Here is a 21,708-nt window from a genome sequence, read left to right as displayed (position 1 = left end):
ATCAAGGGTGCCGCGATGCGGCCGCTGTCGCGCTGCGCATCCGGCAACACCATCTTAATCCCTGAGCTCTATGGATGACCGGAGCGCTTTCAAGAGGAAAACGGATGGCCACGCATAGTGTCGATTTCTACGAGGGCCGGCCCTTCGACAACGGGTTCATTTTCGGACAACCGGGCACCACGTTCACCTACACCGGATCAAACACCGCGACCGGCAGTATGGACGTCACCGACAATGGCACCGGCACCAACGGCGAGGTCCTTTCAAGCAACGACAGCGCAACGGCAAATGCAACGATCAACGGGCTGACCTCCACGGGTTCGGATGTCGATGCGGGGGCAGGGTTCCTGATCGAAGACAGCGTGACCGGACAGAGGTTCTCGGTCATTCAGCTCAATATCGCAAGCGGGGATGCGGCCGGCGGGTACACCCTGTCGGAAGTGCCCCTCGTGGCGGGCCGAACCTATATCCTGAGGGGCTGGGGATCGAGTACCCCGGCCAACTCGCCCGGTGCGTTTACCTATTCGGAATACGTCTGTTTTGCGACCGGAACCCTCATCGACACGCCCGACGGACCGCGCGATGTCGAAACGCTCGCCATCGGCGATCCCATAACGACGTTGGACCACGGCGCGCAGCCGATCATCTGGCGCAGCGCGCGCAGGTTGCACCTCGGCCCCGAAAACGAAGGTCAAAAACCAATCCTTCTGAAACGCGACAGCCTCGGGCCGGGGTGCCCAGAGGCGGATCTCGTGGTGTCGCCGCAGCACCGGATATTGCTCGACCCGCGTGGCGGGTGCGCCCAAAGCGATGGGCGCGAAGTATTCGGGGCGGCCAAGGCGCTTGCCGGTCAGCACGGCATCCGCATCATGCGCGGCAAACGCATCGTGACCTATCATACGTTGATGACGTCACGCCATGAAATCATCTTCGCAAACGGGATGGGGGTCGAAACCTTCTATCCCGGACCGCAGAGCCTATCGGTTCTGTCCGCTCAGGAGCGACGCGACCTTGAGGCCCGCGTTCCTTCAGCTGCGCTCGGCTGCGCGTTGACACCGTCCATCGCGGCGTTGCGCATTTTGAAGTACGGCCCTCTCGCGCGCAGAGTCCTGAGGCCTCGGGCGATCCGTCAATTGGGGGCCGCGCAGGGTGTGAACCTGCGCAGCGTCGCCGCGGCCTGAACCCGGATTGCCCCCGGTCGCCACGCGCTGCCACATTGCGGCGACACGGGCCGCACCAAGCGCATCGCATCGCGCGCGCGCGGACGCGCCATTGCCCCTTGCACCTTTGGTCAAAACCCCCTAAACGGCGCGCACTTCACAGGCGAGGGCGGGCTTTCGGGGGAGACATCCCCGTTGCGTCCACCGGTTGAGGCATGCGCCTCTGATCCCTCGCTCAGGTTCAAACCGGAAAAGGAAAACAAGCATGGCGCTTCCTGATTTCTCCATGCGGCAGCTTCTTGAAGCTGGCGTTCACTTCGGCCACCAGACCCAACGTTGGAACCCCCGTATGGGCGAGTTCATCTACGGGGATCGCAACGGCATTCACATTCTCGACCTGACGCAGACGCATCCGATGCTGGAGCAGGCTTTGATCGCCGTACGCGAAACCGTCGCCAAGGGCGGTCGCATCCTGTTCGTGGGCACCAAGCGTCAGGCGCAAAAGCCGATCGCCGATGCCGCGGAGCGTTGCGCGCAATATTACATGAACCACCGCTGGCTCGGTGGCACGCTGACGAACTGGAAGACCGTGTCCAACTCGATCAGCCGCCTGAAAGAGATCGACGAAAAGCAGGCCGATGGCTCGCTCGAAGGTCTGACCAAGAAAGAGCGTCTCGGCATGGAGCGCGATCAGGCCAAGCTGCAGGCCTCGCTTGGCGGCATCCGTGAAATGGGCGGTCTGCCGGACCTGATCTTCGTGATCGACGTCAACAAGGAAGACCTGGCGATTGCCGAAGCCAAGAAACTGGGGATTCCGGTTGTGGCCGTGGTTGACACAAACTGCTCGCCCGATGGTGTGGATTACATCATCCCCGGCAATGACGACGCGGCGCGCGCGATTGCACTGTATTGCGATCTGATCAGCCGTGCGGCGCTCGACGGTATGACCACGCAGATGGAATCCGCCGGTGTCGATCTGGGCTCGCTGGAAGAGGGCACCGTTGAAGAGGCGCTGACCGAAGAGGCCCCTGCAGAGGCGGCCCCCGCAGAGGCAGCGCCTGCCGAAGCCGCTGCTGAAGAAACGCCCGCCGAGAGCTAAGGCCCGAGCGACAAGACTGACATGAGGGTCGGGGGCATGCCCCGGCCCGACATTCCCCATTTCAGGAGACATGACATGGCTATCACCGCAAGCATGGTGAAAGAGCTGCGCGACACCACCGGCGCAGGCATGATGGACGCAAAGAAGGCGCTGACCAAGACCGATGGCGACATGGAAGCCGCGGTCGATTGGCTGCGCACCAAGGGTCTGGCGAAAGCGGCGAAGAAATCCGGCCGTACCGCCGCCGAGGGTCTTGTGGCCGTCGCCGTTGACGGTGGCATGGGCGTCGCCGTTGAGGTGAATTCCGAGACCGATTTCGTCGGCAAGAACGCCGAATTCCAAGAGATGGTCGCAGGCATCGCAGGCGTCGCATTGGGCGCAGGCGATCTGGACGGTTTGCTGGCCGCGGACATGGGCGGCAAATCGGTCGCCGACACCGTGACCGCCAAGGTTGCCACGATCGGCGAGAACATGTCGGTGCGGCGCTTGGCCAAGCTGTCGGGCGACAACGTGGTGTCTTATGTGCACAACGCAGCCGCCGACGGCATGGGCAAGATCGGCGTTCTGGTTGCCACCAAGGGTGGCGATGCGGGCTTTGCCAAGCAGGTCGCGATGCATGTGGCCGCCGTGAACCCGGCATCTTTGTCGGAAGCGGATCTGGACCCGGCCGTGGTCGAGAAAGAAAAGCAGGTCCAGATGGACATTGCACGCGAAAGCGGCAAGCCCGAGCAGGTCATCGAAAAGATGATCGTGGGCCGTATGAAGAAGTACATGGCCGAAGTCACGTTGGTGAACCAGGCCTTCGTGGTGAACCCCGACCTGACGGTGGGCGACGCGGCGAAAGAGGCCGGGGCCGAGATCACCGGGTTCGTGCGCCTCGAAGTCGGCGAAGGCATCGAGAAGAAAGAAGAAAACTTCGCGGAAGAAGTGGCGAAGGCAGCTCAGGGCTGATCATCGAACCACCGGCGAGGGACAGAGACGGGGCAGGGGCGCAATCCTCTGCCCCGTTTTCGTGTGCAGTGTAACGCCAGTTGGGGGGGAACGGGTGCGGTGAGCCCGCAACGCCCCCCCTAGACGCGAAAAAGCGGCGTTGCCAAGGGACATGGCACCGCCGCTTCTTCCGAAATTACCCCGGCGCGAGGGATAGGGGGTGCGCCGGGGCGTTGAACGGGCCGCCCGAGGGACAAGAGGGCGGTCCGTCCGGGTCAAAACGGCCAATGGCGCAGAATAAACACGCCGCCCGTTTCGCATCCGTCCGACCAGATACACGGTCGTCAGGTGGACCCGATGACGGGAAAAAAAACTGCCATCGGGCCCGGTGTTCCTGGCGTTAATTGCCATCACTCACGGAACAGGTTCAATGTGCCACGACACGGCCGCGCAAGATAGATACGGGAATCCTTACCCTTTGGTAAACTTGTTGCGGAGGAGGGGGATTTCGGCGGATCCTCACGCCGAAAACACAGGTGACCGGGGCCGACTTTTTTGGGTCGGCTTGTCGGATCGGCGCTTGCGAAATCAGCCTGAAACCAAGCGCTTAGCGGGCATCCCCGACGGAGCCGCTCATTTTCGGCAGGCGCGGCGTGGTGTCTTCGCTTTCGTCAAGGCGGAAGATCTGGTTGAGGATTGAGGCCTTGCGCACAGCCTGCGCCGTGGTCTCGACACCCAGCGCATCGCGTGCGCCGCGCAGGTGCTTTTCGACCGTCGCGACGTTGCGCTCCAGCAGCAGCGCGATATCGGCCATGGTTTTGCCGTCGGCCACCAGTTCCAGCACCTCCGATTGGCGCGGCGTCAGAAGCTTGCGCTGTCCGGTGGCGGGCAATTGCAGGATGCACAGATGCGCGACATGGCAGATCGTTTCGATATCCGCGCCATGTTCTTCCCAGATCGCGTCGGCCTCATCCTGGCCCATGCCCTTCCGGACGGCCATGCCGATCCCGGCATTTGCGTTCTTGATCGCCATGGGAAAGCTGATCGTGTACCCGGCGGTTATGTCGTGCTTTTCGTTGAGCGCGCGCATCGCCAGCTCACCCGCGGAGGGCTCTTCGGTGGCCATTGCCGTGTAAACGTCGCGCCACGAGGCGGCCCCGGTATTGTTGATCGCCCACCGCATCATCACACCGTTGCGGAACATGCCGCCGTCGACGTAGGCCTCGACATAATCGGTGGGCATGTTGGTCAGCAGAAGCGCATCTTCGGGGTTGTCATAGAGCCCGGCGCCGCGAAACGCGTTGAATCCGTAGAACACACGGTCAAAACCGAAGCCGGAAAGTACCTGTGTGTGATGGGCCCAGAGGTCTTCGACCGTGGTCATCTGCAGATAGGGGCGGAGGCGGTGCATGAAGGATCCTCAGCGCTTGGACAGGTGGGAGTGAAGGGCACGCAAGGCGTGGGTGTAGCCATCGGTGCCGAAGCCCGCGATGACGCCAAGGCAAACGCCCGCAATCATCGAATGGTGGCGAAACCCGTCGCGCGCGTGGGTGTTGGAGATATGAAGCTCGACCGTGGGCAGGGCGACGCCGCTAATGGCGTCGCGCAAAGCGATCGAGCTATGGGTATAAGCGCCGGCGTTGATGATAACGCCATGATGATCGCGGCGCGCAGCATGCAGCGCATCGACAAGGCCACCTTCGTGGTTGGACTGTTCGAACGAAACCTCACAGCCCAGATCCCCAGCCAGAGCCGTGCAATCTGCCGCGATGTCGGCGAGCGTCTTTGCGCCGTAGATCTCTGGCTCCCGCTCGCCCAAAAGGTTGAGATTGGGGCCGTTGAGCACCAGTATCTTCATGATGTCCTGTCCCTTTCGCGGCACTCTACAGTCAAGTGCCGGGCCACGTCAAAGCGTGGTTAATCGCGGGTGTCCTGTGTGACCGGTCCGCCGTGCTCGGCCCAGGTCGAAAAGCCATCCCGCAGGTGGGCGGCTGCAAACCCCATGTCCTGCAACGTCGCCACCGTCAGCGCCGAGCGCCAGCCCGAGGCGCAGTGGAACACATAGCGTTTGCCGGGCTGCGCGAAGATCGGTTTGTGATACGGGCTGTCGGGGTCGACCCAGAATTCGATCATGCCGCGCGGCGCATGGACCGAACCGGGGATGAAGCCGCTTCGCTGGCGTTCACGGATGTCGCGGATATCAACCACCACCAGATCGGGATCGTCGAGTTGCGCGATCAGGTCTGCGGTTTCGGCCTCATCAATGCGGGCGCGGGCGGCGGCCACCATCTCGGCGGCGGTACGGGTCAGGGCCATGGAGGTCGCTTTCGTCACAGTTCGCGGTAACGCAGATTGACCCCCTCGCGCGCCGGTTGCAACATATCGGGCGAAGGATGCGCCTGCGGGCGAGGGAAGGGACCAGCAATGAGCTACAAAGACATCTACGCGGCCTGGCGTGCGGCGCCGGAAGATTTCTGGGCCGACGCGGCCAAGGGTATCGACTGGATCGAAGCCCCGCAGACGGTCTTCGATGCGGATGCAGACGTCTACGGGCGATGGTTCGTCGACGGAACCTGCAACACCTGCTGGAATGCGGTCGACCGGCATGTGGAGGCCGGGCATGGCGACCGGCTCGCGCTGATCTACGACAGCCCGGTCACGAACACCAAGCGTCAGATCACCTATGCAGAGCTGCAAGATGAGGTCGCGACGCTCGGTGCGGTGCTGAGCGGTATGGGCGTGGGGCAGGGGGATCGCGTGATCATCTATATGCCGATGGTGGCCGAGGCGGTGATCGCGATGCTGGCCTGCGCTCGGATCGGGGCGGTCCATTCGGTCGTCTTCGGTGGCTTTGCCGCGCCGGAGCTGGCAACGCGGATCGACGATGCGGGCGCAAAGGCAGTGATCAGTGCGTCCTGCGGGATCGAGCCGGGGCGGGTGATCGACTACATGAAGTTGCTCAGTGAAGCTATTGATATTGCGACAGTAAAGCCCGGCGGCTGTTTGATCCTGCAGCGCGATGTGCAGCGCTGTGAGTTGGTTGAGGGGCGTGATCTCGACTGGGCGGACGCGATGGCACAGGCCCGCGCCGAGGGGCGGCGGGCGGATTGCGCCGAGGTCAAGGCGACCGACCCGGCCTATATCCTTTACACCTCCGGCACGACCGGTCAGCCCAAGGGCGTGGTGCGCGACACAGGCGGACACATGGTGGCGGTCAACTGGACCATGAAGAACATCTACAACGTCGATGCGGGCGACGTGTTTTGGGCCGCGTCGGACGTGGGTTGGGTCGTTGGTCATTCGTATATCTGCTACGCGCCGTTGCTGGCGGGTTGCACCAGCGTGATCTACGAGGGCAAGCCGATTGGCACGCCGGATGCGGGTGCGTTTTGGCGCGTGATCGCGGATTATGACGTCAAGGTCCTGTTCACCGCGCCGACCGCGTTCCGGGCGATCCGAGGGCAGGATCCGGAGGCGGCGTTGATGGCGGATTACGACCTGAGCGGGTTGCAATCGCTGTTCCTGGCGGGCGAACGGTCGGACCCCGCGACGCTGCAATGGGCGGAAGAACACCTTGGCGTGCCGGTCATCGACCATTGGTGGCAGACCGAGACGGGATGGGCGATTTCATCCGTGCCGATGGGGATCGAAGCACTGCCTGTGAAACACGGCTCACCGGGCGTTCCGATGCCGGGCTATGACGTACAGGTGCTCGACGACGAAGGGCAACCGGTGCCGAACGGGACGCTTGGCAACATCGTGGTGAAACTGCCGCTGCCGCCAAGCTGCTTGCCGACACTTTGGAATGCGGAAGAGCGTTTCAAGTCCAGTTATCTGAACGACTTCAAGGGATTCTACGCCACTTCTGATGCGGGGATCCTCGACGAAGATGGGTATCTGCATATCATGGCGCGCACGGACGATATCATCAACGTCGCCGGTCACAGACTTTCGACCGGCGCGATGGAAGAGGTTCTGGCGCATCACAAGGACGTGGCCGAATGCGCCGTTGTGGGCAAAGCGGATGCGTTGAAAGGCCAGATGCCGTTGGGATTCTTCGTGACCAAGGCGGGCGTCAACCGGGCCGAGGCCGATATCTGTGGCGAGTTGGTGAAGATGGTGCGCGAGGAAATCGGCGCGGTGGCCGCGTTCAAGATGGCCGTGGGCGTGAATCGCTTGCCGAAAACACGGTCGGGCAAGGTTTTGCGCGGCACGATGCAGAAAATCGCGGATGCGGAAAGCTACAGGATGCCGGCGGCGATCGATGATCCCGCGATCTTGGACGAGATCAAGGATGTGCTGACAACGAAGGGATTGGTCGGATGATTGAACGGATTGAGCCGGGCGTGCGATCGTCGAAGATCGTGAAGCACAACGGCGTGGCGTATCTGACCGGTCAGGTTGGCGAAGGCGCGGATATCACCGAGCAAACGGTGGAATGCCTGCGCCGGGTCGATGCGCTTTTGGAGCGTGCGGGATCGTCACGCGAGCATCTGCTGCAAGTGACGATCTGGCTGGCGGACATGAGCGACTTCGCGGCGATGAACGAAGTCTGGAACGCCTGGGTGCCCGAGGGCCATTCACCGGCGCGAGCTTGCGGCGAGGCAAAGCTGGCGCGCGACGTTCTGAAGGTGGAAATGATCGTCACAGCAGCGGTGGCCTAGCTGCTCACGCGTGAGCAGCTGGGTTAAGTACTTGATCAGCAGGCACAATGCGCTTAGTGGCAACCGTCGCTTATTTAACATAATCAAGATTACTGGCGAAAAGGAATGCGTGCTATGACGCTGAGTGATCTTCTGCCCCAGGGCTATGTCGACACCCATCACCACGTTTGGGCACCGCAAAGCCGTGGTGAGGAAATCGGCTATGGCTGGTTGCGCGATATCGGTGCGCCGAAGCCGTTCGGCGACCCGACCCCGATCCAGCGCGACTACCTGATGGAGGAATTCCTGGCCGAGTCCGCGACGCCGCCGCGCACGTCGGTGCATGTGCAGACCGATGGCGCGCTGCCGGACCCGGTAGCCGAGACGCGGTTCGTGCAAGCCGAAGCGGATCGCTACGGCCACGGGATCAGGATTGTCGCTCTTGCCGACCTGAGCGCCGATGACCTGCCCGAGACCCTGTCACGGCACGCCGAAAGCCGCGATTTCTGCGGTGTACGCCAGATTGTCGGGCGTTTGAAGCATCGGCCGGAGCTGAGCTTCGCGCCGCGCGACTACCTCACGGACCCAAAATGGCGCGAGGGCTTGAAACGGCTTGAAAACAAAGGGCTCAGCTTCGATCTGCAGATGTATCCCGAACAGGCCGAGGCGGCGCTTGACGCGTTATCGGCGACCCCTGCCCTGACAGTTGTCATCGACCACGCGCTGTGCCCGTATCACATCACATACGCCCCGGAAGATATTGATGCCGAAGGTGAATTGGACGTCTGGTCGCGCGATGATCCGGCCTACAAGCGATGGCTCAAGTCGGTCGAAATGCTTGCAGCGCGCCCCAATACCTTCATCAAGCTGAGTGGGTGGGGCATGTATGCGCCGCATTGGGCCGCGGTTCAGGCGCAGTTGATCGGTCCGTATATGTTTGACCTCCTGCTGAATTTCGGGCCGCAACGGATCATGTGGGGTAGCAACTTTCCCGTCGAAAAACTTGCAACGCCCTATACGACCTGTCTTGAAACCGTGGCGGCATACCTTGCGGAACGCTACCGTGAAGACGTGTTTATAAACACGGCATCAAAGGCTTACGGGATAAAGCTCATGTAAGCGCTTAGGCCCTCTATCCCAGCGAATAGCCCGCGCCGCGCACCGTGCGGATCGGGTCGCCTTGGTCCGACGCCTTGAGCGCCTTGCGCAGGCGGCCGACATGGACATCGACGGTTCGGCTGTCGACAAAGATGTCCCGTCCCCAGACCCGGTCGAGCAGTTGTTCGCGACTCCAAACCCGGCCCGGGCGTTCCATGAAGGCGCTCAGAAGCCGAAATTCGGTCGGCCCAAGGGACAATTCGACCCCGTCGCGGTACACGCGATGCTCGGTCAGATCGAGCATGATATCCTCGTATTCCAGCCGCTCGCCCACGGTCGCGGGCCGCACGCGGCGCAACTGCGTGCGCAGACGGGCCAGCAATTCGGCGACGGAATAGGGTTTCGTAACGTAATCATCAGCCCCGGTTTCCAGACCGCGCACCTTGTCCGTCTCTTCCGAGCGGGCCGAGAGCATGATGATCGGAATTTTCGACGTCTCGGTGGCCATCTTGAGCTGCCGGCACACCTCGATCCCCGAGACATGGGGCAGCATCCAGTCCAGCACGATGACATCGGGCGGAGTTTCACGCACCGCCAGCAACGCCTCGTCGCCCGCGGCGGCAGTCTGCACGTCGAAGCCTTCGGCACGAATGTTATAGGCCAGCACCTCGCGCTGTGCCGGCTCATCCTCCACCACCAGAACGACGGGTTCGCCAGCCATGGGTCAGGCCCCCTGCATATAGGGTGTCTTGTCCTCTTTCGGACGGTCTTCGTCGGGCATTTCGCCGGTCACAAGGTAGATCACCTGCTCGGCCACCGAGGTCACATGATCACCCATGCGTTCGATGTTCTTGGCCATGAAATGCAGATGCATGCAGGAGGTGATGTTGCGCGGATCTTCCATCATGTGGGTGAGGTATTCGCGGAACAGGGCGGAATACATCTGATCGACTTCGAGATCGCGCTGGCGCACATCTTCGGCCAGATCGGCGTCTTGCTGGATATAGGCGTCGAGCACATCCTTGAGCATCAGTTCCACCTGCCGTGCCATGCGCTTGAGCGAGGCGGCCGTGCCGGGGATGTCATCAAGCTCGATCACCGACTGGCTGCGCTTGGCGATGTTCTTGGCATAATCGCCGATCCGCTCAAGGTTGGCGGAGACGCGGAACACGGTCAAAACGGTGCGCAGGTCGCTGGCGATGGGTTGGCGCAACGCGATGATGCGCGCGGCGTCCTCATTGACCTGCTCTTCGAGCGCGTCGACGGCCTTGTCGGCCTGTCGCACGGTCCGGGCAAGCTCCGCGTCGCGGGTTTCAAGCGCCTCGACGGATTTGGCGATGGCTTCTTCCACGAGCCCGCCAAGGCGCATGATCTTGGCCTGAATGCCTTCGAGGTCGCGGTCGAAGCTTGAGACGATGTGTTCTGAATTCGGCATTGCGGTGCCCTGCCCTGTGATCAGCCGATCCGGCCGGTGATATAGCTTTCCGTGCGCGGATCGCTGGGGTTGGTGAAAATCGTGTCGGTGTCGTCGAATTCCACAAGGTTACCGAGGTGGAAGAACGCGGTCTTCTGGCTGACGCGAGCGGCCTGCTGCATCGAATGGGTCACGATGACGACGGAATACTGGCTGCGCAATTCGTCGATCAGTTCCTCGACCTGTGCGGTGGCAATGGGATCGAGCGCCGAGCACGGCTCGTCCATCAGGAGCACCTCGGGCGAGGTGGCGACGGCGCGTGCGATGCACAGGCGCTGTTGCTGACCGCCCGAAAGGCCGGTGCCCGGCGCATGCAGGCGGTCCTTGACCTCGTCCCAAAGGGCTGCGCGACGCAGGGATGTCTCGACGATGCCTTCAAGCTCGGTCTTGTTGCGCGACAGTCCGTGGATGCGGGGCCCGTAGGCGACATTGTCGAAGATCGATTTCGGGAACGGGTTGGGTTTCTGAAACACCATGCCGACCTTGGCGCGCAATTGCACCGGGTCGACCTTCGCGTCGTAGATATCCTCGCCTTCCAGCGTGGTCGTGCCGGTCACGCGGCAGATGTCGATCGTGTCGTTCATCCGGTTCAGGACGCGCAGGAACGTGGATTTGCCACAGCCCGACGGCCCGATAAAGGCGGTGACGGTCTTGTCGGCGATGTCGACATCGACCGCCTTGATCGCGTGGTTGTCGCCGTAGAAAACATCCACCCCGCGGGCCTGCATCTTGAGCCTGTCAACGGCGACGCCTTGGTCGATCTGGGACATATCGTTCATGTTTGAGCCTTCCATGGATCTGCTCTCACCACCGTCTCTCGAACCGGCGCCGCAGGAGAATGGCGATCAGGTTCATCATCAAAAGGAACACCAGAAGCACGATGATCGCGCCCGAGGCTCGTTCCACAAAGGCAGGGTCAGAGCGCTGTGTCCAGCTAAAGACCTGCACCGGCAGCGCAGTGGCGCCGTCGCCCATCAGCGGGAAGGTGTTGGAATGGCTGGACAGGAAATCGGGATATTCGCGCACGAACGCCACCATCCCGATAAGCAGAAGCGGCGCGGTTTCCCCCAGCGCCTGCGCCAGGCCGATGATCGTGCCGGTCAGAATGCCGGGCATCGCCAGCGGCAGGACATGGTGGAAGATCGACTGCATCTTGGACGCGCCGAGGCCAAGTGCGGCCTGCCGGATCGAAGGCGGCACGGCGCGCAGGCTGGCGCGGGTGGCGATGATGATCGTGGGCAGCGTCATAAGCGTCAGGACCAGCCCCCCGACGAGCGGCGAGGATTGGTTGAAATTCATGAAGTTGATGAACACGGCCAGCCCAAGGATGCCGTAGACGATGGACGGCACGGCGGCGAGGTTGGAGATATTCACCTCGATCAGGTCGGTCAGGCGGTTTTTCGGGGCGAATTCCTCAAGATAGATCGAGGCGGCCACGCCGATGGGCAGCGCCAACACCAGCACCACAAGCATCATGTAGAACGAGCCGATGATCGCCACGCCAAGGCCGGCCGCCTCGGGGCGCGAGCCGGAGGCATCGGGCCAGGTGATGAATTCCCAGTTGAAGCGCGTCTCCATCATGCCGGCAGCGACGAGTTGATCGGCCAATTGAAGTTGCGCGGGCGTGACGTTGCGGTCGCGCTCGGCGCTTTCCATCGTCACGCGGCCTTTGAAAAAGCCGTCGATGCGCCCGCCCGCGAGGATCTGCGCCTCCAGCGTGGTGCCGACCAGTTCGGGATTGGCCAGCACCATGGCGCGGACCTGCGCAGGGGCCTCTTCCGAGAGCATCGCGGCCAATTCGCGGATGCCCATGCCGGGGTCGATCCCCTCGGCCTCCAGCGATGCGGCGAAGCTTTCCGCGAGAATCGGCAGGTAGCCGAAGGTGGTGACGGCTGCCATTTCCTCGGGGTCGCGGTTGCCCTGCGGGTCGAGGCGTTCGGCGACGAGATCGACCGGGAAAGACACGTAGGTCTGCTTGAAGGCCGAGAGGCCATTGCCGAGGATCGAGGTGAGCAGAACGATCAGCGCGATGATCCCGGTGATCACCGCAGCCATGCCGTAAAGGCGAAAACGCGCCTCGGACCGGTTGCGTTTCTTCGTCCGGGCGTCTTGCGCATAAAGGCTGCGCTTGGGCGCGGTGGAGAGGGGCATATCAGTCATCAGTCGTAGCGCTCCTGATACTTGCGCACGATGCCGAGGGCCACGACATTGAGCCCAAGCGTAATGACAAAGAGCGTCAGGCCGAGGGCGAAGGCAACCAGCGCCTCGGGCGAAGAGAAATCGGTGTCACCGGTCAGCTGACCGACGATCTTCACGGTCACGGTGGTCATCGCCTCGAACGGGTTGAGGTCAAGCCGGGCCGCGGCCCCTGCCCCAAGGACAACGATCATCGTCTCGCCAATGGCGCGCGAGGCGGCCAGAAGCACCGCGCCGACGATACCGGGCAAGGCGGCAGGCAGGATCACCTGCTTGACCGTTTCCGATTGCGTTGCCCCCAGCCCGTAGGAGCCATCGCGCAAGGATTGCGGGACCGAGTTAATGATGTCGTCGCTGAGCGAGGAGACAAACGGGATGAGCATGATGCCCATCACGATGCCTGCCGTCATCACCGATGACGAGCTGTCGCCAAGGCCGAGCGGTTGCGCAAAGTAATCGCGCAGCATCGGGCCCACGGTGATCAGCGCGAAGAGGCCGTAGACGATGGTCGGAATGCCCGCCAGCACCTCGATCAGCGGTTTGGCGACGGAGCGGACCCGTTTGGTCGCGTATTCCGCCATATAGATCGCCGCAAAAAGCCCAATTGGCACGGCGACCAGCAGCGCGATGAACGAGATATAGAGCGTGCCCCACAGAAGCGGGATCAGACCCAGTTCGGAATTGCCTTCAAACGAGGGCCGCCATTCGAGGCCGAAGAAGAAGTCCTGCCACGGGTGCAACTGGAAGAAATTCGCCGTGTCCCACAGCATCGACAGGACAATGCCAACGGTGGTCAGGATCGCGATGGTCGACGCCGCCATCAAGATCGACAGGATGGCATATTCGACCCGGTTGCGCGCGCGCAGGTCCTTGTGCGTGCGGACATAGGCATAGGCGAGCCCGGCCAGGGCGAGGGCGAAGACGACGATCACCATCCAGGTGGCGGCGGTCGCATTCATCGCGCGGAAGCTTTGCGCGGCTTGCAGAACCGTTTCGCTGACATCGGCGCCAAGCGCCACGCCCGCATCGGCCAATTGCGCGCGAATATCGGTGTCGGAGGCGAGGTTTGTGGCATCCTCCGCACTCAGCGCGCCACGCGCGACCGCGGTGTCGATGCCGCCTGCCAGGCGGCGGATTTCGGTCATCAGGAGGGTCGGGTTTTCGACCTGCTCCATGTAGGCGTCGGGGATCTGTTGCTCCACCAGGCGCTCAACGGCGATGGGCTGCACGATGAGCCACAAACCGAGGACCAGAAGCGCAGGCACCAGTGTCAGGAGCGTGACGTTCAGCCCGTAATAATTCGGCAGCGAGTGCAGGTCGCGCCGGTCACCGCCCGCGCTTGCCATCGCCCGTTGACGCCCCAGCACGTAGCCAAGCGCTCCAAGAAAGATCAGGGCAAGAAGGATCCAGAGCATCGGGTGGTTCCGGTTCGTAAGGTTGGCAGACGGGGCCATCTAGCGGCCCCGCCTGTTGTCTTCAAGCGTGGTTCACAAAGCGCGGTGCGCTCAGTTCATCGTCGCGCCGGAGGCGACGGTGGCCTGCACTTCCGAAAGCTCCGGGTCGGACACCAGGCCATAGGCTGCCAGCGGGCCGAACGGGCCGGCGATGTCGTCGGACACGAAGAACGACGCGTAGTCCTGCAGGCCGGGGATCACACCCAGATGCGCCGCCTTGATGTAGAAGAACAGCGGGCGGGAGACCGGGTATTCGCCGGTCGCGATCGCATCCACGGTGGGCACGATGCCGTTCATGGTGGCAACCTGAAGGCGGTCTGTGTTGTTCTCATAGAACGCGAGGCCGAAGACGCCGATCCCGTTGGCGTCCGCGTCGATACGGGCCAGCGTTTCGGTGTAATCGCCGTCGATGTCCACGGACACGCCATCTGCGCGGATTTCCATGCAGGCCTCTTCGGCTGCATCTTCGTCCATGCCCATTTCCATCATCGCGGCCATGGAGCCGGTGTCTTCGCAGCCCTGAAGGATCACGCGCTCGTCGAACACCTCGCGGGTGCCGTGGCGGGTGCCGGGGATGAAGGCGGAGATTTCCTGATCCGGGAGATCGCCGTTCACTTCGTTCCAATTGGTGTTCGGGTTGGCGACCATTTCGCCATCAACGGGCAGCTCGGCGGCCAGCGCCAGGTACCAGTCCGACGGCGTGAATTCGAAGGAATTGCCATCAATGTCGGAGGCGAAGACGATACCGTCATAGCCGAAGCGCACTTCGATGATGTCGGTCACGCCATTCGCCGCGCAGGTCTCGATCTCATTGTCGCGGATCGAGCGCGAGGAATTGGCGATGTCGATGGTGTTCTCACCCACGCCTTCGCAGAAGCGGCGCAGGCCGGTGGAAGACCCGCCGGATTCGACAACCGGGGTCGGGAAATCGAAATTCTCACCGAAGGCTTCGGCGACGATCGTCGCATAGGGCAGCACGGTCGAGGAACCGGCGATCTGCACATTGTCGCGGCTTTGCGCGGCGGCGGTGGTGGCGGATACGGCAAGAAGGGCCAGCCCCGATACGCTGAGCTTTGTGAAAGACATTGGAACTCTCTCCACTTGGTTTGTCAGACATCCCGCAGGCCATGTTCGCGACCTGCGTTGGCGCCCGACCTAGGGGCGGCTCGCAATGCTTTTGTGACGGCTGCGTAACACTTTTATGACAGCGCCTCAGGCGGCAGGCAGGATCACCGAAAATGTACTGCCCTGCCCCGTCTCGGAGGTGATTTTGAGCCGCCCGCGATGGCGATTCACGATGTGTTTCACAATCGCAAGGCCAAGGCCGGTCCCACCCATCTCGCGCGAGCGATGGGTGTCCACACGGTAGAATCGCTCGGTCAGGCGCGGCAGATGCAGCGAATCAATGCCCTGCCCCCGGTCGATCACGTCGAGCTGCACCACCGGCCCGCGCAGCATGCCACGGCTTTCCCCGCGACTGAGCCGAAGCGTGACCGGCTTGTCGGGTCCGCCGTACGTCATCGCATTCTCGGTCAGGTTCAGGATCACCTGCAACAGCTGATCACGGTCGCCCTGGATATCCGTGCCCGCAGCGGCGCTGTCATCGAGCTCAACCGCAAGCGTATGACCCGTCTTCTCCGCCCGGGGCCGCAGGGCGGCGATGCCCGCGCGCGCCAGATCCGCCATGTCGACGCGATCGTTCGGCCGCACCCGTGCCTCCGCCTCCACCCGGCTCAGCGACAGGAGATCTCCGACCAGACGGTTCATCCGGTTCGCCTCGTCCTCCATGATGCCCAAAAACCGATCCTGCGCCGCCGGATCATCGCGGGCCGATCCGCGCAGCGTCTCAAGAAACCCGAGAACGGCGGTGAGCGGCGTGCGCAGTTCATGGCTCACATTGGCCACAAAATCGCGCCGCATCTCTTCGGCTTCGCGCAAATGGGTGATGTCGGTGAAATGCAGCAAAAGCGCGCGGCCCAACGGGGTTGCTATGGCGGTGATGCGCACCTTGTATTCAACCGGGCCCGCATGTTCGGAGCGCTCGAACAGGGCCTCCGCCGCGTCCGCGCCGTTCTGAACCGCCTCGATCCGGGCCAGCACACCGGGTTGGCGCAGCACGGCATCATGGCTTCGACCCAGGATCCAATCCCCCAACATCGCACGCGCCGCGCCATTGGCATGGCGCACCAACCCGTCCGCGCCGATATAGAGCATCGGATCGGGCACGGCGCCAAGGATGGGGTCGATCATCGGGTCAATCATCGCACGGCCTTTTGCCGGGGTTTGGGACGCATGCCTGCGCTTTGTCCTGATTCTTGCACGTGACGCAATGTCGCCATTTCCACGCGGTCCGAAAGCGGCGCTGGTCGGGACCGTGCTTTCATGTTAGTTTCAAACGCAATCATTGCTCAGCTGGGGCGTCAGACACCCCGATAAGCACTAGGTGAACGACGGTGAGCCTGAATAATACGACCCCAAACTGGTCTCTACCCGCGGATGGCCACGCCCCCTCGGGCGAAGCGCGCAGCATTGTTACGGTCTGCGTGCCGGAATTGTTGCAGGACAACCTGCCACGTCACATCCTGGCCCCCGCGGCCCGCGTGCGTCACGTTGAAATGGGCGATCTTTATGCGCGCGACCTGATCGGAGGCGATGCACCCGATCTGGTGCTGTCGCCGCTTTCTGCGCCGGATTTCGATGTGATCGACCTTGCCGTATGGCTGGAACGGATCGGCTTTGCCGGGCGCTACCTTGTTCTGGCCGTGGTGGAGATGCCCGATATTCCGCTGATCCGGGCCGAACTGGCCGCCGCGACCAAGCGGCTGAACATCGATATCGTGGCGCTTGGCGAAGACAGCACGCTGCACGAGGTCTAGATCGCCGCCAGCCCCGCGTCAAAATCCGCGATCAGCAATTCGATCGGCTCGATTCCCACGGACACCCGGAAAAACCCATCGCTGATCCCCAGCGCGGCGCGCGCATCGGGCGAAAGTCCCCGGTGGCTGGAGGAGGCCGGGTGGCTGAGCGTTGTTCCCACATCACCCAGCGTCGGCGCGAACGGCAGATCGGGCGCGCCCTGCACCAGACGGTCGGCCGCCGCCTCGGTTGCATCAACCAGCTCGAAACTCACCATGTTGCCATAGGCCCCATCGGTCAGGTCGTGGGCCTTGTCGTGATCGGGATGATCGGCGCGCCCGGGATACAGAACGCGCGCGACGGCGGGATGTGCGGCCAGCCAATCGGCCAAAGCCGCGGCATTGGCCTGCGCCTGCGCAAAGCGCAGCGGAAAGGTGTAGAGCCCACGCTCGGCCAGCCAGCATTCCTGCGGCGCCGGTGTCATGCCAACGGTCACGGCGAAATCGTAGATCGCGCGCATCTGATCCGGATTGCGCGCGGCGACATAGCCAAGCGTCACATCGGAATGACCAGCCAGCAGCTTCGTCACCGAATGGATCACGATATCGGCCCCGGCCTCCAACGGCTTATAGGCCAGCGGCGTGGTAAACGTGTTGTCGACGGCCAGCATGACGCCCGCCTCCCGCGCCAGCGCCACGATCCCCACCATATCCGCGACCCGCAGCGTGGGGTTAGATATCGCCTCCACCAAGATCATCTTCGTTTCGGGCGTGAGGGCCGCGCGCATTGCCTCCATATCGGTCGGATCGGCCACCGACGTGGCAATCCCGAAGCGCGCCAGATCCTGATGCATCAACCGCAGCGAGCGCCCGTAAAGCTGATTGCCGCCAAGGATATGATCACCCTGCCCCAGCAGCCCCAGGATCGTGGCCGAAACCGCCGCCATGCCAGAGCCAAGCACCAAGCCCCCCTCAGCGCCTTCAAGCTGATCGATCTTGCGCGCCAGAAGCTCGGCATTCGGATGGCCTTCGCGCGCATAGGTATAGCCATGGGCGCCGCCCTCGTATTGCGCATGCAGCGTCTGGATCGAGGGCGAGGCATAAACAACCGACGGCTGGATCGGCGTCACAACCGGACGGCTGACCCCCTCGCGCAGGGCCGCACGGCGCACCAGGGTCTTCGGTCGCTCATTTCGTCCATCCGCCATGCCGCGCTCTCCTGTCTGTCTTTGCTTTGAAAACACCTCGGGGAGCGCGAGGGGCTGGCCCCTCGCTCCACCAACACCAAGGGCGCGCCCTCAGCCGCGCACCGTGCCGTCACCCGTCACCAGATATTTGAACGACGTCAACTGCTCCGCGCCCACGGGCCCGCGCGCATGCATTTTGCCCGTGGCAATGCCGATCTCGGCGCCCATCCCGAACTCCGCCCCATCGGCAAACTGCGTGGAGGCGTTGCGCATCAGGATCGCACTGTCGAGCCGTTGAAAGAAACGCGCCGCCGCCGTGTCATCCTCGGTGATGATGCAATCGGTATGGTTGGACCCAAAACTGCGGATATGCGCAATCGCGGCGTCGATATCGTCAACGACCCGCGCCGCGATGATCATGTCGAGGAATTCACGCCCCCAATCGTCGTCTTCGGCAGGCGTCACGCCTTCAATGGTCTGCACGGTCGCGTCGCCACGCACCTCGACACCTGCATTCAGAAGCGCGCGGACGACGCCCTGGCCGATGGTTTCGAAAATATCGCGTTGGATCAGCAGGCATTCCGCCGAACCGCAGATCCCCGTGCGACGCGTCTTGGCGTTCAACACCACTTTCAACGCCTTCTCCGGGTCCGCCGCCGCGTCGAGGTAGATGTGACAAATGCCCTCGAGATGCGCGAAAACCGGCACGCGTGCCTCGCGTTGCACCAGCCCCACCAACCCCTTGCCCCCGCGCGGCACGATCACGTCAATCGCCTCGGTCATGGTCAGCATTTCACTCACCGCGGCGCGGTCGCGCGTTGGCACCCGCTGCACCGCGTCCTCCGGCAGATCCGCCGCGCGCAACCCGTCCTTCAGGCATTCGGCCAGCAGCCCCGAGGAATGGAAGCTCTCCGACCCACCGCGCAGGATCACCGCATTGCCGGATTTCAAACACAGCGCCCCGGCATCCGCCGTCACATTGGGACGGCTTTCATAGATCACGCCAATCACGCCAAGGGGCGTGCGGACGCGTTGAATATGCAGGCCCGAGGGACGATCCCATTCGGTTATCACGGCCCCCACCGGATCATCCTGTTCGGCAACGGCGCGCAGGCCCGCGACAATGCTGTCCACCCGGTCGGCATCCAGCATCAACCGATCCAGCATGGCCGCCGAAAGCCCCTTGTCGCGCCCGAACGCCATGTCCTGCGCATTGGCGGCGATGATCTCGTCCCCGCGCGCCCGCACGGCATCCGCCGCAGCCTGCAACGCCGCCACCTTCGCCTCGGATGGGGCAAAGGCCAACTCCGCAGCGGCGGCATTCGCGCGCGCGCCCATGTCGGCCATCAGGGCGGGGATATTGTCGGTCAGGTCCTTCATGGGACACCTCATCGCGGATCGAAGTGGGCAGGATATGAGTATTTGGAAAAAGGTGAAGCGAAATCGCGTCAGAGCGCCATGTCGTCGCGGTGCACCAAAGCGGCGCGACCCGGATAGCCGAGGATTGGCGCGATCTCGCTGGATCGGTGGCCTGCGATGGCCTGTGCCTCGTCGCTGGTGTAGCGGCTCAGCCCAATCCCAAGTGCTGCGCCATCGGGGCCTTCAAGGCGCACAGGCTCACCGCGTCCGAAACGACCGTCCACCGCCGTTACACCGGCTGGCAAAAGCGACTTGCCCCGCCCCATTGCGTCCACCGCACCGGCATCAAGGCGCAGACCGCCCTTGGGTTTCATTGCGCCGATCCAGGCCTTGCGCGCTTGCTGCGGGGTCAGCGTGGCGGTGAACCAGGTCGCACTCGCACCGTCTTGCAACGCGGCAAGGGGCCGATGCACTGCGCCTTGCGTGATGACCATCGCACAGCCCGCCGCAGTAGCGGTCCGCGCGGCCATGATCTTGGTCTTCATGCCGCCTTTCGAGAGGCCCGATCCCGCGTCGCCCGCCATCGCCTCGATCTCCGGCGTGATCTCTTTGACCAGGGGCAAGTGCCGCGCCCCGGGCGTGTCGGGCAGGGCCGTGTAAAGCCCATCAATGTCACTGAGCAGGACGCAAATATCGGCACCCGCCATCACAGCCACATTGGCGGCCAGACGGTCGTTGTCGCCGTAGCGGATCTCATCGGTGGCGATGGTGTCATTTTCGTTCACGATGGGCACCACGCCACGCGCCAGAAGCGCTGCGAAGGTCGCGCGCGTATTCAGGTAGCGGCGGCGATTGCTGCTGTCGTCCAGCGTCAGGAGAAGCTGCGCCGAGATCAGGTCATGTGGCGCAAGGGCTTCCTCATAGGCGCGGGCCAGCCGGATCTGCCCGACGGCAGCGGCGGCCTGCGCTTCTTCCAGCGCAAGCGCATCCGTCCCAAGCGACAACGCGCCCCGCCCCAGCGCAATCGCACCCGATGAAACCACGATCACATCCGTGCCCGCAGCCTTGAGCGCCGCCACATCCTCGGCCAGCCCGGTCAACCACTCAACGCGCAAATCCCCGCTGTCGCGGTCGACCAGCAGGGCCGAGCCGATCTTGATGACGACCCGCTTCGCGCCCGCCAGCGCGCCGACCCGTTTCGTGCCCGCAAGCGTCAGGGTTGCCATGGCCCGGGATCCTCTTTTGCCTCGCGCTCGGCCTTGCGATCGGCATCGACACGGGCGCGCAGGACCCGCAGCACCTCGATCAGGCCGGTGCGCGCAACGCCCGACATCTCCATCACCGGACCGGCCTCCGCCTCCAGCGCCGCGCGCTTCTCGGTGACCTCTTCGGGGCTCAGAGCGTCGATCTTGTTGAGCACGGTGATGCGCGGCTTGTCCGCCAATGCGCCGCCATAGGCCTCCAACTCGCCAATGATCGTCATGTAATCGGCCACGACATCCTCCGCCGTGCCATCGATCAGATGCAAAAGCGCCGCACACCGTTCCACATGGCCCAGAAACGTGTCGCCAAGGCCCCTGCCCTCGCTGGCACCTTCGATGAGGCCGGGAATATCGGCCACGACGAATTCCGCGCCGTCCACACCAACGACGCCCAGATTGGGATGCAACGTGGTGAAAGGGTAATCGGCGATCTTGGGCCGCGCGTTGGACGTCGCCGACAGGAACGTGGATTTTCCCGCATTGGGCAGGCCCAGAAGCCCCACATCCGCAATCAACTTCAGGCGTAACCAGATCGTGCGTTCGACCCCGTCCTGGCCCGGATTCGCGCGGCGAGGCGCCTGATTGGTGGCGCTCTTGAAGTGCAGGTTGCCAAAGCCACCGTTGCCGCCGCGCGCGATGCACAACCGCTGTCCCACGACATCCATGTCGGCGATTAGCGTCTCCTGATCCTCTTCCAGCACCTCGGTACCCGCAGGCACGCGCAGCAAGATGTCATCGCCGTCCTTGCCGGTGCGCTGCTTGCCCATGCCAGGCTGGCCGTTCTTTGCGAAAAAATGCTGCTGATAGCGGAAGTCGATCAGCGTGTTCAGGCCGTCCACGACCTCCACCCAGACATCACCGCCGCGCCCGCCATCACCGCCATCGGGGCCACCGTATTCGATGTATTTCTCGCGCCGGAACGACACCGCGCCCCCGCCCCCGGATCCGGAACGGATATACACCTTCGCAAGATCAAGAAACTTCATTCGAT

At 63.1% G+C, this 21,708-nt stretch carries 21 protein-coding genes; 7 read left to right on the top strand and 14 right to left on the bottom strand.

From position 1 onward, the window contains the following. Window positions 1–104: 104 nt before the first annotated feature. From V8J83_RS03715 to tsf, 3 genes are all read left to right on the top strand, one after another. Window positions 105–1,181, top strand: a complete 1,077-nt coding sequence (locus V8J83_RS03715) for a Hint domain-containing protein (protein ID WP_339983607.1) — start codon at window positions 105–107, stop codon at window positions 1,179–1,181. A 244-nt stretch (window positions 1,182–1,425) separates the two neighbouring features. Beyond that, the gene (rpsB, locus tag V8J83_RS03710) at window positions 1,426–2,259 is read left to right on the top strand and encodes a 30S ribosomal protein S2 (RefSeq protein ID WP_339983605.1); all 834 of its coding nucleotides are present in this window, start codon (window positions 1,426–1,428) and stop codon (window positions 2,257–2,259) included. A 75-nt stretch (window positions 2,260–2,334) separates the two neighbouring features. Then, entirely contained in the window at window positions 2,335–3,210 is an 876-nt protein-coding gene (tsf, locus tag V8J83_RS03705) for a translation elongation factor Ts (protein ID WP_339983603.1), read from the top strand. Window positions 3,211–3,796: 586 nt separating this feature from the next. Here the strand turns inward: tsf and V8J83_RS03700 are convergent. From V8J83_RS03700 to V8J83_RS03690, 3 genes are read right to left on the bottom strand one after another with little or no spacing between them, the layout of a single operon-like run. After that, on the bottom strand, window positions 3,797–4,600 hold the full coding sequence (locus tag V8J83_RS03700) for a helix-turn-helix transcriptional regulator (RefSeq protein ID WP_339983601.1): 804 nt from the start codon (window positions 4,598–4,600) through the stop codon (window positions 3,797–3,799). 9 nt (window positions 4,601–4,609) lie between these two features. Further along, a complete protein-coding gene (aroQ, locus tag V8J83_RS03695; protein WP_339983599.1) occupies window positions 4,610–5,047 on the bottom strand; it encodes a type II 3-dehydroquinate dehydratase in 438 nt (145 codons plus the stop codon). 59 nt (window positions 5,048–5,106) lie between these two features. After that, window positions 5,107–5,505 carry a rhodanese-like domain-containing protein gene (locus tag V8J83_RS03690; protein WP_339983597.1) on the bottom strand — a complete coding sequence of 133 codons (399 nt, stop codon included), beginning with the start codon at window positions 5,503–5,505 and terminating at the stop codon, window positions 5,107–5,109. 108 nt (window positions 5,506–5,613) lie between these two features. On the opposite strand from V8J83_RS03690, the gene V8J83_RS03685 reads away from it, so the two are divergent. The 3 genes from V8J83_RS03685 (at window position 5,614) to V8J83_RS03675 (ending at window position 8,951) form a co-directional block, all read left to right on the top strand. Further along, window positions 5,614–7,515 (top strand): propionyl-CoA synthetase, encoded by a 1,902-nt coding sequence (locus V8J83_RS03685; RefSeq protein ID WP_339983595.1) that lies wholly within the window; start codon window positions 5,614–5,616, stop codon window positions 7,513–7,515. Then, entirely contained in the window at window positions 7,512–7,853 is a 342-nt protein-coding gene (locus V8J83_RS03680) for a RidA family protein (protein ID WP_339983593.1), read from the top strand. Before V8J83_RS03685 ends, V8J83_RS03680 begins: the two co-directional genes overlap by 4 nt. A gap of 114 nt (window positions 7,854–7,967) precedes the next feature. Next, the gene (locus tag V8J83_RS03675) at window positions 7,968–8,951 is read left to right on the top strand and encodes an amidohydrolase family protein (protein WP_339983591.1); all 984 of its coding nucleotides are present in this window, start codon (window positions 7,968–7,970) and stop codon (window positions 8,949–8,951) included. 13 nt (window positions 8,952–8,964) lie between these two features. Here V8J83_RS03675 and phoB read toward each other — a convergent pair whose 3' ends face one another. The 7 genes from phoB to V8J83_RS03640 form a co-directional block, all read right to left on the bottom strand. After that, window positions 8,965–9,651 carry a phosphate regulon transcriptional regulator PhoB gene (phoB, locus tag V8J83_RS03670; RefSeq protein ID WP_339983589.1) on the bottom strand — a complete coding sequence of 229 codons (687 nt, stop codon included), beginning with the start codon at window positions 9,649–9,651 and terminating at the stop codon, window positions 8,965–8,967. Window positions 9,652–9,654: 3 nt separating this feature from the next. Next, window positions 9,655–10,365: a phosphate signaling complex protein PhoU gene (gene phoU / locus V8J83_RS03665; RefSeq protein ID WP_339983587.1), complete on the bottom strand. Its 711-nt coding sequence runs from the start codon at window positions 10,363–10,365 to the stop codon at window positions 9,655–9,657. Window positions 10,366–10,385: 20 nt separating this feature from the next. Continuing rightward, window positions 10,386–11,174, bottom strand: a complete 789-nt coding sequence (pstB, locus tag V8J83_RS03660) for a phosphate ABC transporter ATP-binding protein PstB (RefSeq protein ID WP_439649770.1) — start codon at window positions 11,172–11,174, stop codon at window positions 10,386–10,388. Window positions 11,175–11,208: 34 nt separating this feature from the next. Then, entirely contained in the window at window positions 11,209–12,564 is a 1,356-nt protein-coding gene (gene pstA / locus V8J83_RS03655; protein WP_339983583.1) for a phosphate ABC transporter permease PstA, read from the bottom strand. After that, on the bottom strand, window positions 12,564–14,054 hold the full coding sequence (pstC, locus tag V8J83_RS03650) for a phosphate ABC transporter permease subunit PstC (protein ID WP_339983581.1): 1,491 nt from the start codon (window positions 14,052–14,054) through the stop codon (window positions 12,564–12,566). Before pstC ends, pstA begins: the two co-directional genes overlap by 1 nt. A gap of 51 nt (window positions 14,055–14,105) precedes the next feature. After that, on the bottom strand, window positions 14,106–15,140 hold the full coding sequence (locus tag V8J83_RS03645; RefSeq protein WP_339983579.1) for a substrate-binding domain-containing protein: 1,035 nt from the start codon (window positions 15,138–15,140) through the stop codon (window positions 14,106–14,108). A 126-nt stretch (window positions 15,141–15,266) separates the two neighbouring features. Then, on the bottom strand, window positions 15,267–16,304 hold the full coding sequence (locus tag V8J83_RS03640; RefSeq protein ID WP_339983578.1) for an ATP-binding protein: 1,038 nt from the start codon (window positions 16,302–16,304) through the stop codon (window positions 15,267–15,269). 203 nt (window positions 16,305–16,507) lie between these two features. Here V8J83_RS03640 and V8J83_RS03635 point away from each other — a divergent pair, with 203 nt between their 5' ends. Next, window positions 16,508–16,930 (top strand): hypothetical protein, encoded by a 423-nt coding sequence (locus V8J83_RS03635; RefSeq protein WP_339983576.1) that lies wholly within the window; start codon window positions 16,508–16,510, stop codon window positions 16,928–16,930. Here the strand turns inward: V8J83_RS03635 and V8J83_RS03630 are convergent. The 4 genes from V8J83_RS03630 to obgE form a co-directional block, all read right to left on the bottom strand. Then, complete coding sequence (locus tag V8J83_RS03630; protein ID WP_339983574.1) at window positions 16,927–18,117, bottom strand: trans-sulfuration enzyme family protein; 1,191 nt, start codon at window positions 18,115–18,117, stop codon at window positions 16,927–16,929. The genes V8J83_RS03635 and V8J83_RS03630 overlap by 4 nt on opposite strands. Window positions 18,118–18,207: 90 nt before the next feature. Continuing rightward, window positions 18,208–19,476 (bottom strand): glutamate-5-semialdehyde dehydrogenase, encoded by a 1,269-nt coding sequence (locus tag V8J83_RS03625; RefSeq protein ID WP_339983572.1) that lies wholly within the window; start codon window positions 19,474–19,476, stop codon window positions 18,208–18,210. 68 nt (window positions 19,477–19,544) lie between these two features. Beyond that, window positions 19,545–20,681 (bottom strand): glutamate 5-kinase, encoded by a 1,137-nt coding sequence (proB, locus tag V8J83_RS03620; RefSeq protein WP_339983570.1) that lies wholly within the window; start codon window positions 20,679–20,681, stop codon window positions 19,545–19,547. Further along, window positions 20,669–21,703: a GTPase ObgE gene (gene obgE / locus V8J83_RS03615; protein WP_339983568.1), complete on the bottom strand. Its 1,035-nt coding sequence runs from the start codon at window positions 21,701–21,703 to the stop codon at window positions 20,669–20,671. Before obgE ends, proB begins: the two co-directional genes overlap by 13 nt. Window positions 21,704–21,708: the final 5 nt, after the last annotated feature.

Origin of the sequence: Gymnodinialimonas ulvae, assembly GCF_037543845.1 — a bacterium.
Classification (GTDB): domain Bacteria; phylum Pseudomonadota; class Alphaproteobacteria; order Rhodobacterales; family Rhodobacteraceae; genus Gymnodinialimonas; species Gymnodinialimonas ulvae.
Note: the sequence above shows the minus strand (reverse complement) of the source record. Positions and strands in the feature narration are given on the sequence as shown.

Coding starts and splice junctions, on each gene's coding strand:
- V8J83_RS03715 (WP_339983607.1), top strand. CDS start 105: ATGGCCACGCATAGTGTCGATTTCTACGAGGGCCGGCCCTTCGACAAC.
- rpsB (WP_339983605.1), top strand. CDS start 1,426: ATGGCGCTTCCTGATTTCTCCATGCGGCAGCTTCTTGAAGCTGGCGTT.
- tsf (WP_339983603.1), top strand. CDS start 2,335: ATGGCTATCACCGCAAGCATGGTGAAAGAGCTGCGCGACACCACCGGC.
- V8J83_RS03700 (WP_339983601.1), bottom strand. CDS start 4,600: ATGCACCGCCTCCGCCCCTATCTGCAGATGACCACGGTCGAAGACCTC.
- aroQ (WP_339983599.1), bottom strand. CDS start 5,047: ATGAAGATACTGGTGCTCAACGGCCCCAATCTCAACCTTTTGGGCGAG.
- V8J83_RS03690 (WP_339983597.1), bottom strand. CDS start 5,505: ATGGCCCTGACCCGTACCGCCGCCGAGATGGTGGCCGCCGCCCGCGCC.
- V8J83_RS03685 (WP_339983595.1), top strand. CDS start 5,614: ATGAGCTACAAAGACATCTACGCGGCCTGGCGTGCGGCGCCGGAAGAT.
- V8J83_RS03680 (WP_339983593.1), top strand. CDS start 7,512: ATGATTGAACGGATTGAGCCGGGCGTGCGATCGTCGAAGATCGTGAAG.
- V8J83_RS03675 (WP_339983591.1), top strand. CDS start 7,968: ATGACGCTGAGTGATCTTCTGCCCCAGGGCTATGTCGACACCCATCAC.
- phoB (WP_339983589.1), bottom strand. CDS start 9,651: ATGGCTGGCGAACCCGTCGTTCTGGTGGTGGAGGATGAGCCGGCACAG.
- phoU (WP_339983587.1), bottom strand. CDS start 10,365: ATGCCGAATTCAGAACACATCGTCTCAAGCTTCGACCGCGACCTCGAA.
- pstB (WP_439649770.1), bottom strand. CDS start 11,174: ATGTCCCAGATCGACCAAGGCGTCGCCGTTGACAGGCTCAAGATGCAG.
- pstA (WP_339983583.1), bottom strand. CDS start 12,564: ATGACTGATATGCCCCTCTCCACCGCGCCCAAGCGCAGCCTTTATGCG.
- pstC (WP_339983581.1), bottom strand. CDS start 14,054: ATGGCCCCGTCTGCCAACCTTACGAACCGGAACCACCCGATGCTCTGG.
- V8J83_RS03645 (WP_339983579.1), bottom strand. CDS start 15,140: ATGTCTTTCACAAAGCTCAGCGTATCGGGGCTGGCCCTTCTTGCCGTA.
- V8J83_RS03640 (WP_339983578.1), bottom strand. CDS start 16,304: ATGATCGACCCCATCCTTGGCGCCGTGCCCGATCCGATGCTCTATATC.
- V8J83_RS03630 (WP_339983574.1), bottom strand. CDS start 18,117: ATGGCGGATGGACGAAATGAGCGACCGAAGACCCTGGTGCGCCGTGCG.
- V8J83_RS03625 (WP_339983572.1), bottom strand. CDS start 19,476: ATGAAGGACCTGACCGACAATATCCCCGCCCTGATGGCCGACATGGGC.
- proB (WP_339983570.1), bottom strand. CDS start 20,681: ATGGCAACCCTGACGCTTGCGGGCACGAAACGGGTCGGCGCGCTGGCG.
- obgE (WP_339983568.1), bottom strand. CDS start 21,703: ATGAAGTTTCTTGATCTTGCGAAGGTGTATATCCGTTCCGGATCCGGG.